This is a genomic window from Streptomyces sp. NPDC022552, from assembly GCF_055561875.1.
In genome coordinates this window covers 102,468-116,823 of the sequence record NZ_JBVHGJ010000020.1, presented here as the reverse complement: position 1 = coordinate 116,823, position 14,356 = coordinate 102,468, and the positions used below count along the sequence as shown (strand labels likewise).

Sequence of the window (14,356 nt, the reverse complement as noted above, 5' to 3'; positions counted from 1 at the left end):
CGGCGGCGACAGCGTGCCGGAGACCCGCCGCAACGTGCGCTCGTACCTCGACAACCTCCAGATCCGGTGACCGCACCCCTGATCGTCCTGATCGGGCCCATGGGCTCCGGCAAGTCCACGGTGGGCGCGCTCCTCGCCGAGCTGCTCGACGTGCCCTACCGGGACACCGACGCCGACATCGTCGCCGCCCAGGGCCGTGAGATCGCGGACATCTTCATCGAGGAGGGCGAGGAGCACTTCCGCGCCCTGGAGCGGGAAGCCGTGAGCACCGCCGTCGCCGAGCACGAGGGAGTCCTCGCGCTCGGCGGCGGCGCCGTCCTCGACGCCGGTACCCGCGAACTCCTCAGCGGACTGCCCGTCGCCTATCTCTCGATGGACGTCGAGGAGGCCGTACGGCGCGTCGGCCTCAACACCGCGCGGCCGCTGCTCGCCGTCAACCCGCGCCGCCAGTGGCGCGAGCTGATGGAGGCGCGCCGCCACCTCTACACCGAAGTCGCCCGGGTCGTCGTCGCCACCGACGACCGCACACCCGACGAGGTCGCGGACGCGGTCCTCGACGCTCTGGAGCTGAAGAAGGACGTATGACGGACCAGGAAGTGACCCGTATCCAGGTCGGGGGTTCGGCGGGTACGGATCCGTACGAGGTGCTGGTCGGGCGTCAGCTGCTCGCCGAGCTGCCCGCCCTGATCGGACAGAAGGCCAAGCGCGTCGCCGTGATCCACCCCGAGGCGCTGGCCGAGACGGGTGAGGCCCTGCGGGCCGACCTCGCCGGGCAGGGCTTCGAGGCCGTGGCCATCCAGGTGCCGAACGCGGAGGAGGCCAAGACCGCCGAGGTCGCCGCGTACTGCTGGAAGGCGCTGGGGCAGACCGGGTTCACCCGCACCGACGTGATCGTGGGCGTGGGCGGCGGGGCGACGACCGATCTGGCCGGTTTCGTGGCCGCGACCTGGCTGCGCGGGGTCCGCTGGATCGCCGTGCCGACCACGGTGCTGGCGATGGTGGACGCGGCCGTCGGCGGCAAGACCGGTATCAACACCGCCGAGGGCAAGAACCTCGTCGGCGCCTTCCATCCGCCGGCGGGCGTGCTGTGCGATCTGGCGGCGCTGGAGTCGCTGCCGGTCCACGACTACGTCAGCGGAATGGCGGAGATCATCAAGGCCGGTTTCATCGCCGACCCGGTGATCCTCGACCTCGTCGAGGCCGACCCGGAGGGCGCCAGGACGCCGGCAGGGCCGCACACGGCCGAGCTGATCGTCCGCTCGATCCGGGTCAAGGCCGAGGTGGTCTCCGGTGACCTGAAGGAGTCGGGCCGGAGGGAGATCCTCAACTACGGCCACACCCTGGCCCATGCGATCGAGAAGAACGAGCGCTACAAGTGGCGTCATGGCGCCGCCGTCTCGGTGGGGATGGTGTTCGCGGCGGAGCTGGGCCGACTGGCCGGGCGTCTGGACGACGCGACCGCCGACCGGCACCGCACGGTCCTGGAGTCGGTCGGTCTGCCGCTGACCTACCGCGGTGACCAGTGGCCCAAGCTGCTCGAGGCGATGAAGGTCGACAAGAAGTCCCGGGGCGACCTGCTCCGGTTCATCGTCCTGGACGGCCTGGGCAAGCCCACCGTCCTCGAAGGCCCCGACCCCGCCGTCCTCGTCGCCGCCTACGGCGAGGTGTCCGCGTGAGCGAACGGCGACACGTCCTCGTCCTGAACGGTCCGAACCTCGGCCGGCTGGGCTCTCGCGAGCCCGACATCTACGGCGCCACGTCGTACAAGGGCCTCGTGGAGTCCTGCAAGGCGCTCGGGGAGCAGCTCGGCTTCGACGTGGAGGTCCGGGAGACCAACGACGAGGGCGAGATGATCCGCTGGCTCCACGACGCCGCGGACCGTTCGATTCCGGTCGTTCTCAACCCGGGCGCGTTCACGCACTACTCGTACGGGATGCGCGACGCGGCCGCCCAGCGGACCGCGCCGCTGATCGAGGTGCACATCTCGAACCCGTACACCCGTGAGGAGTTCCGGCACACGTCGGTCGTCGCCGCCGTGGCGACCGGGACCGTCGCCGGGTTCGGCATCGGCTCCTACCGGCTGGCCCTGCGGGCGCTCGCCGAGGAGTTGGCCGGCTGACGAACCTGCCGACCCGACGTGGCAGGCAGGGCACCCTTGACCGCCCCCGGCCGTTCCCCCTGTGGGGGCCGGGGGCGGTAACGTACCCGGAAGTATCGGCCGTACGAGACGGAGTGGCACCGGATGCAGCACGCAGTGGGGGCTCCGTTGCCGCCCGACCCCTCGGGGTGGACGCCCGGCGCCGGCCGGCCCTCCATACCGCCCGTGCCGCCCGCACCGCAGGGCGGCCACCCGGCACCGCAGCCGCACATGCACCCGCAGTCCCATACGCACCCTCAGCCCCCCGGGCAGCCGCACGTCGCGCCGCCGGGGCCGCCCGTGCCCCCCGCCGGACCTCCCGGACCGCACCCGGTCCCTCAGGCGCCCGGCGCCGCCGCCCCGTACTCCGCGCCGCAGGCCCCGGGCTGGGGCTCCGGGGGCGGTCAGGCACACCCCGGACAGCCCGGTACCGTGCCGCGGGACGTCACCGGACAGGTACCGCTGCCGCCCGTCGCGGTGCCCGTCGCGCCACCCGCCGAGCCCGGCACCGGCACGGCGACCCTCGCCGTGCTGCTGATCGGCCCCGCGGGCGCCGGCAAGACGACCGTCGCCCGGCACTGGGCACAGAGCCGGCGCGTGCCCACCGCCCACATCAGCCTCGACGACGTCCGCGAATGGGTGTGCTCCGGTTTCGCCGACCCGCAGTCGGGCTGGAACGAGCACTCCGAGGCCCAGTACCGCCTCGCCCGCCGCACCTGCGGCTTCGCGGCCCGTAACTTCCTGGCCAACGGAATCTCCTGCATCCTCGACGACGCCGTCTTCCCCGACCGTCCCGTCGTCGGCCTCGGCGGCTGGAAGCGCCACGTCGGCCCGGGGCTGCTTCCGGTCGTTCTGCTGCCCGGTCTGGAGATCGTCCTGGAGCGGAACGCCGAGCGCAGCGGCAACCGGCGCCTGTCGGACGAGGAGGTCGCGTCCATACACGGCCGGATGGCCGGCTGGTACGGCTCCGGCCTGCCGATCATCGACAACTCCACGTACGACGTCGAGACCACCGCCCGGGTCCTCGACGAGGTCCTGGCCCGTTCCATCGCCAGCCCGCCCGCCTGGTGACGGCCCGAAGCGGCCGCCGGTGGCCCGGTCGGCCGCGCTGAGCGGGCCGGGACGCCCGCCTCCTCGTAGGCTCGGAACATGTCAGAGGTGTATGCGGACCGCCGTTCGCGGCTGCGCGACCGGTGCGCGGCAGCCGGCAGCCCGGCGGCCCTGGTCTCCCGCCCCGCCAACGTCCGCTATCTCGCGGGCGGTTCGCCCCCCGGCGCCGTACTCCTCCTCGGCCCGGACCAGGACGTGCTGCTCTGCCCCACCACACCGGGTGCCGATCCGGCCGACGGGCGGCTCGACGAGCTGCTCTGTCAGACGGTGCTGCCCGCAGCCGGCGGAGACCCGGCCGTCGCCGCCGTCGGCATCGCCGCCAAGGCGCGCGCGGAGGCCCTCGCCGTCGAGGAGCACCATCTGACCGTGGCCCGTCACCGTGCGATGGGTTCGGTCGCGCCGCAGGTCCGGCTCGCCGATCTCGGCGGGGCCGTCGAGCAGCTGAGGATCGTGAAGGACGAGGACGAGATCGCCTGTCTGCGGATCGCCGCCGAGATCGCCGACCAGGCGCTCGGGGAGCTCCTGGAATCCATCCTCGTGGGGCGGACCGAGCGCCATCTCGCCCTGGAGCTGGAGCGCAGGCTCGTCGACCACGGGGCGGACGGCGCCGCCTTCCCGACCTCCGTGGGCACCGGCCCGAACTCCGGGCGCGGCGGCCACAAGCCCTCCGACCGCCGGGTCGAGGAGGGAGATTTCCTCTCCGTCTGCCTCGGCGCGAACTACCGCGGCTACCGTTGCGAGATCGGCCGTACGTTCGTCATCGGCACCACGCCCGCGGACTGGCAGATCGAGCTGTACGACCTCGTCTTCGCCGCTCAGCGGGCCGGACGGGAGTCCCTCGCCCCCGGCACCGAGTTCCGCGACGTGGACCGCGCGGCCCGCCAGATCCTGGACGCGGCGGGGCACGGTGAGGCGGTTCCGCCGGTCACCGGGCACGGTGTCGGTCTCGAAATCGACGAGGACCCGCAGCTCGCACCCGCGGCCATGGGTAAACTGGACGCTTGTGTGCCGGTCACCGTCGAACCGGGGGTCCACCTCCCGGGCCGGGGCGGGGTCCGGATCGATGACACGCTCGTCGTGCGCCAGGAGGCGGACGGCGGACCCGAGCTACTCACCATTACGACCAAGGAGCTGCTCGCGCTGTAGGGCGCGTACGCCTCCCTGGTCCCACGTCAGTCCAGGAGATTCCGCAACCGTGGCTTCCACGAACGACCTCAAGAACGGCATGGTGCTCAAGCTCGACGGGGACCAGCTCTGGTCCGTCGTCGAGTTCCAGCACGTCAAGCCCGGCAAGGGCCCGGCCTTCGTGCGCACCAAGCTCAAGAACGTGCTCTCCGGCAAGGTGGTCGACAAGACCTTCAACGCCGGTGTGAAGGTCGAGACGGCCACCATCGACCGCCGCGACATGCAGTTCTCGTACATGGACGGCGACTACTTCGTCTTCATGGACATGCAGACCTTCGACCAGCTGCACGTCGACCGCAAGGCCGTCGGCGACGCCGCCAACTTCCTGATCGAGGGCTTCACCGCCTCGGTCGCGCAGCACGAGGGCGCGGTGCTCTACGTCGAGCTTCCGGCCGCCGTCGAGCTGACGATCGAGCACACCGACCCGGGCGTCCAGGGCGACCGCTCCACCGGCGGCACCAAGCCGGCCAAGCTGGAGACCGGTCACGAGATCCAGGTCCCCCTCTTCATCACCACCGGTGAGAAGATCAAGGTCGACACCCGCACGAGCGACTACCTCGGCCGGGTGAACAGCTAACCGTGGCTGCCCGCAGCAAGGCCCGTAAGCGCGCCTTCCAGATCCTCTTCGAGGCCGACCAGCGCGGTGCGTCCGTGCAGCAGGTCCTCGCGGACTGGGTCCGGCACGCACGGTCCGACGACCGTCAGCCGCCGGTCAACGAGTTCACGATGGTGCTGGTCGAGGGGTACGCGGATCACGCGAACCGGATCGACGAGCTCATCGCCACCTACGCGGTGGACTGGGACCTGGACCGGATGCCGGTCGCCGACCGGAACATCGTGCGCCTCGGTGCGTACGAGCTGATCTGGCTGGACGAGACCCCGGACGCCGTGGCGATCGACGAGGCGGTGCAGCTCGCCAAGGAGTTCTCCACGGACGAGTCGCCGACCTTCGTCAACGGCCTTCTGGCCCGCTTCAAGGACCTGAAGCCACGTCTGCGCCGGGACGCCTGAGAAACGGCCTCCGGCAGTCGAAGGGGCCCGCAGCACACCGTGCTGCGGGCCCCTTCGGCGTACCCCGCGACCCTGGACCGTCAGAACCGATGTCCGGACCGTCGGAGCCGACGTTCAGGACCCTCCGGACACAGAGAAACCGCCGGGGTGCGGAAGGCCCTCAGGCCCTCCGCACCCCGGCGGCAACGTTTCTTCTCAGTTCTCCTCGTGAGCGACCGCGCGGCGCGCGTCCGCGTCGAGGACGCCCCAGCTGATCAGCTGCTCGGTCAGCACCGAGGGCGACTGGTCGTAGATGACCGCGAGCGTGCGCAGGTCGTCCTGGCGGATCGACAGCACCTTGCCGTTGTAGTCACCGCGCTGCGACTGGATCGTCGCCGCGTAGCGCTGCAGCGGGCCGGCCTTCTCCTGCGGGACGTGGGCAAGCCGCTCCAGGTCGAGGACGAGCTTCGGCGGCGGCTCGGCGGCCCCGCCCGGGGTCGTGCCCGGCAGGAGCTCCTGCACCGGGACGCCGTAGAAGTCCGCCAGCTCGGCGAGGCGCTGCACCGTCACGGCGCGGTCACCACGCTCGTACGAGCCGACCACGACGGCCTTCCAGCGGCCCTGGGACTTCTCTTCCACACCGTGGAGGGAAAGGCCCTGCTGGGTGCGGATGGCACGGAGCTTGGCCCCGAGCTGCTTTGCGTATTCGCTGGACATATAGCTCCCCGGACGCTGGACGCTGTAGACAACGTGCGGCTCCGCCGCCTGGCTGGTAACTCACTGTGAGGTTACGCAGCGTTACTCTCCCCCGTCAAGCCGAATGGTCCGTACCGCCCCCTCCCGGGGGACGGCGCCCGGAGTGGCGGCAGGGTGGTGAGCAGGACGGTCACCCGCCCCTGGTAGAGTCGAGGGCGCAAATCCGACGTCCTTTAAGGTCCGTCCCGTGAGGCGGAGAAGGAGGTCCGTTTCATATGGACGCACAGCAGCACACCGATGCCGCACGCCCGGTTCTCGAGGGCCCCGACATCGCGCGGGTCCTGACCCGCATCGCCCACGAGATCGTCGAGCGCGCCAAGGGCGCCGACGACGTGGTCCTCCTCGGCATCCCGACGCGTGGCGTCTTCCTCGCCCGTCGGCTGGCCGACAAGCTCGCCGAGATCACCGGACGCAAGATCCCGGTCGGCTCGCTCGACATCACCATGTACCGCGACGACCTGCGGATGAAGCCCGCCCGCGCCATCGGCCGCACCGAGATCCCCGGTGACGGCATCGACGGCCGGCTGGTCGTCCTCGTCGACGACGTGCTCTTCTCCGGCCGTACGATCCGCGCCGCGCTCGACGCGCTCGGCGACATCGGCCGCCCCAGGGCCGTCCAGCTCGCGGTCCTCGTCGACCGCGGCCACCGCGAACTCCCGATCCGCGCCGACTACGTCGGCAAGAACCTCCCCACGTCGCTGCGCGAGACGGTCAAGGTCCAGCTCGCCGAGGAGGACGGTCGCGACACCGTGCTGCTCGGCAGCAAGACCTCCGCCTAGCCGGTCCGGCTTCCCGACGGGTCCAGGGCACACCCCTGCGCGCCCGCACCCCGACGGGGTCTCCCGGAACACCCCCGGACCCCCCACCTCCCGACCACGGAGAACACCCCGATGATGCGTCACCTCATCTCGGCCGCCGACCTCACGCGCGACGACGCCGTCCTCATCCTCGACACCGCAGAGGAGATGGCCCGGGTCGCCGACCGGCCGATCAAGAAGCTGCCCACGCTGCGCGGCCGGACCATCTGCAACCTCTTCTTCGAGGACTCCACCCGTACCCGGATCTCCTTCGAGGCCGCCGAGAAGCGCCTCTCCGCCGACGTGATCAACTTCGCGGCCAAGGGCTCCAGCGTCTCCAAGGGCGAGTCCCTCAAGGACACCGCGCAGACCCTGGAGGCGATGGGCGTCGACGCCGTCGTCATCCGCCACGGCGCCTCCGGCGCCCCCTACCGGCTCGCCACCTCCGGCTGGATCGACGCCCCGGTCATCAACGCCGGCGACGGCACCCACCAGCACCCCACCCAGGCCCTGCTGGACGCCTTCACCATGCGCCGCCGCCTCGTCGGCCGCGACGCCGGTCTCGGCCAGGACCTCGCGGGCAAGCGCATCACGCTCGTCGGCGACGTCCTGCACAGCCGGGTCGCCCGCTCCAACGTCGACCTGCTGCACACCCTCGGCGCCGAGGTGACCCTGGTGGCCCCGCCCACGCTCGTCCCCGTCGGCGTCGAGACCTGGCCCTGCGACATCAGCTACGACCTCGACAGCGTGCTGCCGAAGTCCGACGCGGTCATGATGCTGCGTGTGCAGCGCGAGCGGATGAACGCGGCCTTCTTCCCGACCGAGCGCGAGTACTCGCGGCGGTACGGGCTCGACGGCGACAGGATGGCGAGGATGCCCGAGCACGCCATCGTCATGCACCCCGGCCCGATGGTCCGCGGCATGGAGATCACCGCCGAGGTCGCCGACTCCGACCGCTGCACGGTCGTCGAGCAGGTCGCCAACGGCGTCTCCATCCGCATGGCCGTCCTCTACCTGCTTCTGGGCGGCAACGAGCCCGCCGTCAGCCACATGCGTACCGAGGAGAGCAAGTAACCATGAGCAAGATTCTTATCCGCGGTGCCAAGGTGCTGGGCGGCGAGGCGCAGGACGTCCTGATCGACGGCGAGACGATCGCGCAGGTCGGTACGGGACTGTCCGCCGAGGGCGCGACGGTGGTCGAGGCCGAGGGCCGGATCCTGCTGCCCGGCCTGGTCGACCTCCACACCCATCTGCGCGAGCCCGGCCGTGAGGACTCCGAGACCGTCCTCACCGGCACCCGGGCCGCCGCCTCCGGCGGCTACACCGCCGTCTTCGCGATGGCCAACACCTTCCCGGTCGCCGACACCGCCGGTGTCGTCGAGCAGGTCTACCGGCTCGGCAAGGAGTCCGGCTACTGCGACGTGCAGCCCATCGGCGCCGTCACCGTCGGCCTCGAGGGCAAGAAGCTCGCGGAGCTCGGCGCCATGCACGACTCGGCCGCCGGCGTCACGGTCTTCTCCGACGACGGCAAGTGCGTCGACGACGCCGTGATGATGCGCCGCGCCCTGGAGTACGTGAAGGCCTTCGGCGGCGTCGTCGCCCAGCACGCCCAGGAGCCCCGCCTCACCGAGGGCGCCCAGATGAACGAGGGCATCGTCTCCGCCGAACTCGGTCTGGGCGGCTGGCCGGCCGTCGCCGAGGAGTCGATCATCGCCCGTGACGTGCTCCTCGCCGAGCACGTCGGCTCCCGGGTCCACATCTGCCACCTCTCCACCGCCGGCTCGGTCGAGATCGTCCGCTGGGCCAAGTCCCGCGGCATCGACGTCACCGCCGAGGTCACCCCGCACCACCTCCTCCTCACCGACGAGCTGGTGCGCTCGTACAACCCGGTCTACAAGGTCAACCCGCCGCTGCGCACCGAGCGTGACGTGATGGCGCTGCGCGAGGCCCTGGCCGACGGCACCATCGACATCGTCGCCACCGACCACGCCCCGCACCCGCACGAGGACAAGGACTGCGAATGGGCCGCGGCCGCCATGGGCATGGTCGGCCTGGAGACCGCGCTCTCCGTCGTCCAGCAGACGATGGTCGAGACCGGACTCCTCGACTGGGCCGGCGTCGCCGACCGGATGTCCGTCAAGCCGGCCGAGATCGGGCAGGCCAAGGGCCACGGACGCCCCGTCTCGGCAGGTGAGCCCGCCAACCTGACCCTGGTCGATCCGGCATACCGTGGACCCGTGGACCCCGCGGGCTTCGCCTCCCGCAGCCGCAACACCCCCTACGAGGGCCGTGAGCTGCCGGGACGCATCACCCACACCTTCCTGCGGGGCCGGGCAACGCTCGTCGACGGGAAGCTGGCGTGACACTCATCGAACTGGCCGCCGAGGCCGAGAAGAAGTCGGCGGAGGTGACCGACTGGGCCGGGCGGATCGGCTGGGTCGCGGGACTCCTGCTCTTCATCGCCTTCGTCTACTGGCTGATGCGCCAGGGATGGAAGTGGCGCGGCAGCCTCCAGTCGGACCTGCCCGAACTGCCGGAAATGCCCGAGGCCGCCGGTGAGGCGACACTGAAGCTCACCGGCCGGTACCACGGCTCGACCACGGCCGGACAGTGGCTCGACCGGATCGTCGCCCACGGCCTCGGCACCCGCAGCCGCGTCGAGCTGACCCTGACGGACGCGGGGATCGAGGTCGTACGCCCCGGGGCGAACGACTTCCTCATCCCGGCCGCGGCCCTGCGCGAGGCCCGGCTCGACAAGGGCATCGCGGGCAAGGTCCTCGCCGAGGGCGGGCTGCTGATCGTCACGTGGGCGCACGGCGAGAAGCTGCTCGACTCCGGCTTCCGGTCCGACCGGGCGGCGGAGCACGCCACCTGGGTCGAGACCCTGAACAGCATGATCAAGACGACGGAAGGCACCGCACGATGACGACCTCCACCCGGGGAACCGGCAAAGTTCCCGCCGTACTCGTCCTGGAGGACGGCCGCATCTTCCGCGGCCGTGCCTACGGGGCCGTGGGGGAGACCTTCGGCGAGGCCGTGTTCTCCACCGGCATGACCGGCTACCAGGAGACCCTGACCGACCCGTCGTACCACCGCCAGGTCGTCGTGATGACCGCCCCGCACGTCGGCAACACCGGCGTCAACGACGAGGACCCCGAGTCCTCCCGCATCTGGGTCTCCGGCTACGTCGTCCGTGACCCCGCGCGCGTCTCCTCCAACTGGCGCGCCAAGCGCTCGCTGGACGAGGAGCTCGCCGCCCAGGGCGTCGTCGGCATCTCCGGCATCGACACCCGCGCCCTCACCCGCCACCTGCGCGAGAGCGGCGCCATGCGCGTCGGCATCTTCTCCGGCAACGTGCTGCCCGACGAGGGCACCATGCTCGCCGAGGTCCGCCAGGCCCCCGAGATGACGGGCGCGAACCTCTCCGCCGAGGTCGCCACCAAGGAGACGTACGTCGTCCCCGCGATCGGCGAGAAGAAGTTCACCGTCGCCGCCGTCGACCTCGGCATCAAGGGCATGACCCCGCACCGTATGGCCGAGCGCGGCATCGAGGTGCACGTGCTGCCCGCCACCGCCACCGCCGAGGACGTCTACGCCGTCCAGCCCGACGGAGTCTTCTTCTCCAACGGTCCCGGTGACCCGGCCACCGCCGACGGCCCCGTCGCCGTCATGCAGGCCGTCCTGGAGCGGAAGACCCCGCTCTTCGGCATCTGCTTCGGCAACCAGATCCTCGGCCGCGCGCTCGGCTTCGGCACCTACAAGCTGAAGTACGGCCACCGCGGCATCAACCAGCCGGTGCAGGACCGTACGACCGGCAAGGTCGAGGTCACCGCGCACAACCACGGCTTCGCCGTCGACGCGCCCCTCGACAAGGTCTCCGAGACCCCCTACGGGCGTGCCGAGGTCTCGCACGTCTGCCTGAACGACAACGTGGTGGAGGGCCTCCAGCTGCTCGACCAGCCGGCCTTCTCCGTCCAGTACCACCCCGAGGCGGCCGCGGGCCCGCACGACGCCGCGTACCTCTTCGACCGTTTCGTATCCCTGATGGAGGCCGAGCGTGCCTAAGCGCACCGATATCCAGTCCGTCCTGGTCATCGGCTCCGGCCCGATCGTCATCGGCCAGGCCGCCGAGTTCGACTACTCCGGCACCCAGGCCTGCCGCATCCTCAAGGCCGAGGGCCTGCGGGTCATCCTGGTGAACTCCAACCCGGCCACGATCATGACCGACCCGGAGATCGCCGACGCCACCTACGTCGAGCCGATCACCCCCGAGTTCGTCGAGAAGATCATCGCCAAGGAGCGCCCCGACGCGCTCCTGCCCACCCTCGGCGGCCAGACCGCGCTCAACACCGCGATCTCCATGCATGAGCAGGGCGTCCTGGAGAAGTACGGCGTCGAGCTCATCGGCGCCAACGTGGAGGCCATCCACAAGGGCGAGGACCGCGACCTCTTCAAGGGCGTCGTCGAGGCGGTCAAGGCCAAGATCGGCTACGGCGAGTCCGCCCGCTCGGTCATCTGCCACTCCATGGACGACGTCCTCAAGGGCGTCGACACGCTCGGCGGCTACCCCGTCGTCGTCCGCCCCTCCTTCACCATGGGTGGCGCCGGCTCCGGCTTCGCCCACGACGAGGACGAGCTGCGCCGCATCGCCGGCCAGGGCCTGACGCTCTCTCCCACCACCGAGGTGCTCCTGGAGGAGTCCATCCTCGGCTGGAAGGAGTACGAGCTGGAGCTGATGCGCGACAAGAACGACAACGTCGTTGTCGTCTGCTCCATCGAGAACTTCGACCCCATGGGCGTCCACACCGGAGACTCGATCACCGTCGCCCCGGCGATGACCCTCACCGACCGCGAGTACCAGCGGCTGCGCGACATCGGCATCGCGATCATCCGCGAGGTCGGCGTCGACACCGGCGGCTGCAACATCCAGTTCGCGGTCAACCCGGACGACGGCCGGATCATCGTCATCGAGATGAACCCGCGCGTCTCCCGCTCCTCCGCCCTCGCCTCCAAGGCGACCGGTTTCCCGATCGCGAAGATCGCGGCGCGTCTCGCCGTCGGCTACACGCTGGACGAGATCCCCAACGACATCACGGAGAAGACTCCGGCGTCCTTCGAGCCCACGCTCGACTACGTCGTCGTCAAGGCCCCGCGATTCGCCTTCGAGAAGTTCCCGCAGGCCGACTCCACGCTGACCACGACCATGAAGTCCGTCGGCGAGGCCATGGCCATCGGCCGCAACTTCACCGAGGCGCTCCAGAAGGCCCTGCGCTCCCTGGAGAAGAAGGGCTCGCAGTTCACCTTCGTCGGCGAGCCCGGGGACAAGGCCGAGCTGCTCGGCGAGGCGGTCCGCCCGACCGACGGCCGTATCAACACCGTCATGCAGGCCATCCGCGCCGGGGCCACCCCCGAGGAGGTCTTCGAGGCCACGAAGATCGACCCCTGGTTCGTCGACCAGCTCTTCCTCATCAAGGAGATCGCCGACGAGCTCGCCGAGGCCGAGAAGCTCCACCCCGAGCTGCTCGCCGAGGCCAAGCGCCACGGCTTCTCCGACGCCCAGATCGCCGAGATCCGCGGCCTGCGCGAGGACGTCGTCCGCGAGGTCCGGCACGCGCTCGGCGTCCGCCCGGTCTACAAGACGGTCGACACCTGCGCCGCCGAGTTCGCCGCCAAGACCCCGTACTTCTACTCCTCGTACGACGAGGAGAGCGAGGTCGCGCCGCGCACCAAGCCCGCCGTGATCATCCTGGGCTCCGGCCCGAACCGGATCGGCCAGGGCATCGAGTTCGACTACTCCTGCGTCCACGCCTCCTTCGCCCTGAGCGACGCCGGCTACGAGACCGTGATGGTCAACTGCAACCCGGAGACCGTCTCCACCGACTACGACACCTCCGACCGCCTGTACTTCGAGCCGCTGACGCTCGAGGACGTCCTGGAGATCGTGCACGCCGAGACGCTGGCCGGTCCCGTCGCCGGTGTCGTCGTCCAGCTCGGCGGCCAGACCCCGCTGGGCCTCTCCCAGGCGCTCAAGGACAACGGCGTACCGGTCGTCGGCACCTCCCCGGAGGCGATCCACGCCGCCGAGGACCGCGGCGCCTTCGGCCAGGTCCTCGCCGAGGCGGGCCTCCCGGCCCCCAAGCACGGCACCGCGACCACCTTCGCCGGCGCCAAGGCCATCGCCGACGAGATCGGCTACCCCGTCCTCGTACGTCCCTCGTACGTGCTCGGCGGCCGCGGCATGGAGATCGTCTACGACGAGACCCGCCTGGAGTCGTACATCGCCGAGTCCACCGAGATCAGCCCCACGCGGCCGGTCCTGGTCGACCGCTTCCTCGACGACGCCATCGAGATCGACGTCGACGCCCTCTACGACGGCCACGAGCTCTACCTCGGCGGCGTCATGGAGCACATCGAGGAAGCCGGCATCCACTCCGGCGACTCGGCCTGCGCCCTGCCGCCGATCACCCTCGGCGGCTTCGACATCAAGCGCCTGCGCGCCTCCACGGAGGCCATCGCCAAGGGCGTCGGCGTACGCGGCCTGATCAACATCCAGTTCGCGATGGCCGGCGACATCCTGTACGTCCTCGAGGCCAACCCGCGCGCCTCCCGGACCGTCCCCTTCACCTCGAAGGCGACCGCCGTGCCGCTGGCGAAGGCCGCCGCCCGCATCTCGCTCGGCGCCACCATCGCCGAGCTGCGCGAGGAGGGCCTGCTCCCGAAGACCGGGGACGGCGGCACCCTGCCGCTCGACGCGCCGATCTCCGTCAAGGAGGCCGTGATGCCGTGGACCCGCTTCCGCGACATCCAGGGCCGCGGCGTGGACACCGTCCTCGGCCCGGAGATGCGCTCCACCGGCGAGGTCATGGGCATCGACACCGTCTTCGGCACGGCGTACGCCAAGTCGCAGGCGGGCGCCTACGGCCCGCTGCCCACCAAGGGCCGCGCCTTCATCTCCGTCGCCAACCGCGACAAGCGCTCGATGATCTTCCCGGCGCGCGAGCTGGTCGCCCACGGCTTCGAGCTGATGGCCACCTCGGGCACGGCGGAGGTGCTCAAGCGCAACGGCATCAACGCCACGATCGTGCGCAAGCAGTCCGAGGGCGAGGGCCCGAACGGCGAGAAGACGATCGTCCAGCTCATCCACGACGGGCAGGTCGACCTGATCGTCAACACCCCGTACGGCACCGGTGGCCGCCTCGACGGCTACGACATCCGTACGGCGGCGGTCGCCCGCTCCGTCCCGTGCCTCACCACGGTCCAGGCGCTCGCCGCCGCCGTCCAGGGCATCGAGGCGCTGGGCCACGGCGACGTCGGCGTCCGCTCGCTCCAGGAACACGCGGAACACCTGACCGCGGCCCGCGACTAGCAACCCACGAGGGGG

The 14,356-nt window shown here is 70.9% G+C and carries 14 protein-coding genes; 13 read left to right on the top strand and 1 reads right to left on the bottom strand.

The annotated features are described in order from the left end of the window. Nucleotides 1-99 precede the first annotated feature (99 nt). The 7 genes from ACZ3OF_RS34090 to nusB all read left to right on the top strand — a co-directional run bounded on the left by ACZ3OF_RS34090 (nucleotide 100) and on the right by nusB (nucleotide 5,443). Complete coding sequence (locus ACZ3OF_RS34090; RefSeq protein WP_361678838.1) at nucleotides 100-585, top strand: shikimate kinase; 486 nt, start codon at nucleotides 100-102, stop codon at nucleotides 583-585. Then, nucleotides 582-1,676: a 3-dehydroquinate synthase gene (gene aroB / locus ACZ3OF_RS34085; RefSeq protein WP_361678583.1), complete on the top strand. Its 1,095-nt coding sequence runs from the start codon at nucleotides 582-584 to the stop codon at nucleotides 1,674-1,676. Before ACZ3OF_RS34090 ends, aroB begins: the two co-directional genes overlap by 4 nt. Next, nucleotides 1,673-2,119 (top strand): type II 3-dehydroquinate dehydratase, encoded by a 447-nt coding sequence (gene aroQ, locus ACZ3OF_RS34080; protein ID WP_361678586.1) that lies wholly within the window; start codon nucleotides 1,673-1,675, stop codon nucleotides 2,117-2,119. The genes aroB and aroQ overlap by 4 nt, the downstream gene beginning before the upstream one ends. 123 nt (nucleotides 2,120-2,242) lie before the next feature. Then, nucleotides 2,243-3,208: a P-loop nucleotide/nucleoside kinase family protein gene (locus tag ACZ3OF_RS34075; protein WP_467308706.1), complete on the top strand. Its 966-nt coding sequence runs from the start codon at nucleotides 2,243-2,245 to the stop codon at nucleotides 3,206-3,208. Nucleotides 3,209-3,286: 78 nt separating this feature from the next. Further along, a complete protein-coding gene (locus ACZ3OF_RS34070; protein ID WP_361678591.1) occupies nucleotides 3,287-4,393 on the top strand; it encodes an aminopeptidase P family protein in 1,107 nt (368 codons plus the stop codon). 49 nt (nucleotides 4,394-4,442) lie between these two features. Continuing rightward, entirely contained in the window at nucleotides 4,443-5,009 is a 567-nt protein-coding gene (efp, locus tag ACZ3OF_RS34065) for an elongation factor P (protein ID WP_361445999.1), read from the top strand. Between the two features lie 2 nt (nucleotides 5,010-5,011). After that, the gene (nusB, locus tag ACZ3OF_RS34060) at nucleotides 5,012-5,443 is read left to right on the top strand and encodes a transcription antitermination factor NusB (protein ID WP_352186558.1); all 432 of its coding nucleotides are present in this window, start codon (nucleotides 5,012-5,014) and stop codon (nucleotides 5,441-5,443) included. 195 nt (nucleotides 5,444-5,638) lie between these two features. Here the strand turns inward: nusB and bldD are convergent, their stop codons facing one another. Further along, nucleotides 5,639-6,139 (bottom strand): transcriptional regulator BldD, encoded by a 501-nt coding sequence (gene bldD / locus ACZ3OF_RS34055; RefSeq protein ID WP_015032294.1) that lies wholly within the window; start codon nucleotides 6,137-6,139, stop codon nucleotides 5,639-5,641. A gap of 254 nt (nucleotides 6,140-6,393) precedes the next feature. Here bldD and pyrR point away from each other — a divergent pair, with 254 nt between their 5' ends. The 6 genes from pyrR (at nucleotide 6,394) to carB (ending at nucleotide 14,341) form a co-directional block, all read left to right on the top strand. Beyond that, nucleotides 6,394-6,957 carry a bifunctional pyr operon transcriptional regulator/uracil phosphoribosyltransferase PyrR gene (pyrR, locus tag ACZ3OF_RS34050; RefSeq protein ID WP_361445175.1) on the top strand — a complete coding sequence of 188 codons (564 nt, stop codon included), beginning with the start codon at nucleotides 6,394-6,396 and terminating at the stop codon, nucleotides 6,955-6,957. 111 nt (nucleotides 6,958-7,068) lie between these two features. Continuing rightward, nucleotides 7,069-8,049 carry an aspartate carbamoyltransferase catalytic subunit gene (locus ACZ3OF_RS34045; RefSeq protein ID WP_361445172.1) on the top strand — a complete coding sequence of 327 codons (981 nt, stop codon included), beginning with the start codon at nucleotides 7,069-7,071 and terminating at the stop codon, nucleotides 8,047-8,049. A gap of 2 nt (nucleotides 8,050-8,051) precedes the next feature. Then, a complete protein-coding gene (locus ACZ3OF_RS34040) occupies nucleotides 8,052-9,338 on the top strand; it encodes a dihydroorotase (RefSeq protein ID WP_361678594.1) in 1,287 nt (428 codons plus the stop codon). Further along, nucleotides 9,335-9,901 carry a PH-like domain-containing protein gene (locus ACZ3OF_RS34035; RefSeq protein WP_361678597.1) on the top strand — a complete coding sequence of 189 codons (567 nt, stop codon included), beginning with the start codon at nucleotides 9,335-9,337 and terminating at the stop codon, nucleotides 9,899-9,901. The genes ACZ3OF_RS34040 and ACZ3OF_RS34035 overlap by 4 nt, the downstream gene beginning before the upstream one ends. Then, nucleotides 9,898-11,040 carry a glutamine-hydrolyzing carbamoyl-phosphate synthase small subunit gene (gene carA, locus ACZ3OF_RS34030; protein WP_361604701.1) on the top strand — a complete coding sequence of 381 codons (1,143 nt, stop codon included), beginning with the start codon at nucleotides 9,898-9,900 and terminating at the stop codon, nucleotides 11,038-11,040. Before ACZ3OF_RS34035 ends, carA begins: the two co-directional genes overlap by 4 nt. Further along, nucleotides 11,033-14,341 (top strand): carbamoyl-phosphate synthase large subunit, encoded by a 3,309-nt coding sequence (gene carB / locus ACZ3OF_RS34025; RefSeq protein ID WP_361678600.1) that lies wholly within the window; start codon nucleotides 11,033-11,035, stop codon nucleotides 14,339-14,341. Before carA ends, carB begins: the two co-directional genes overlap by 8 nt. Nucleotides 14,342-14,356: the final 15 nt, after the last annotated feature.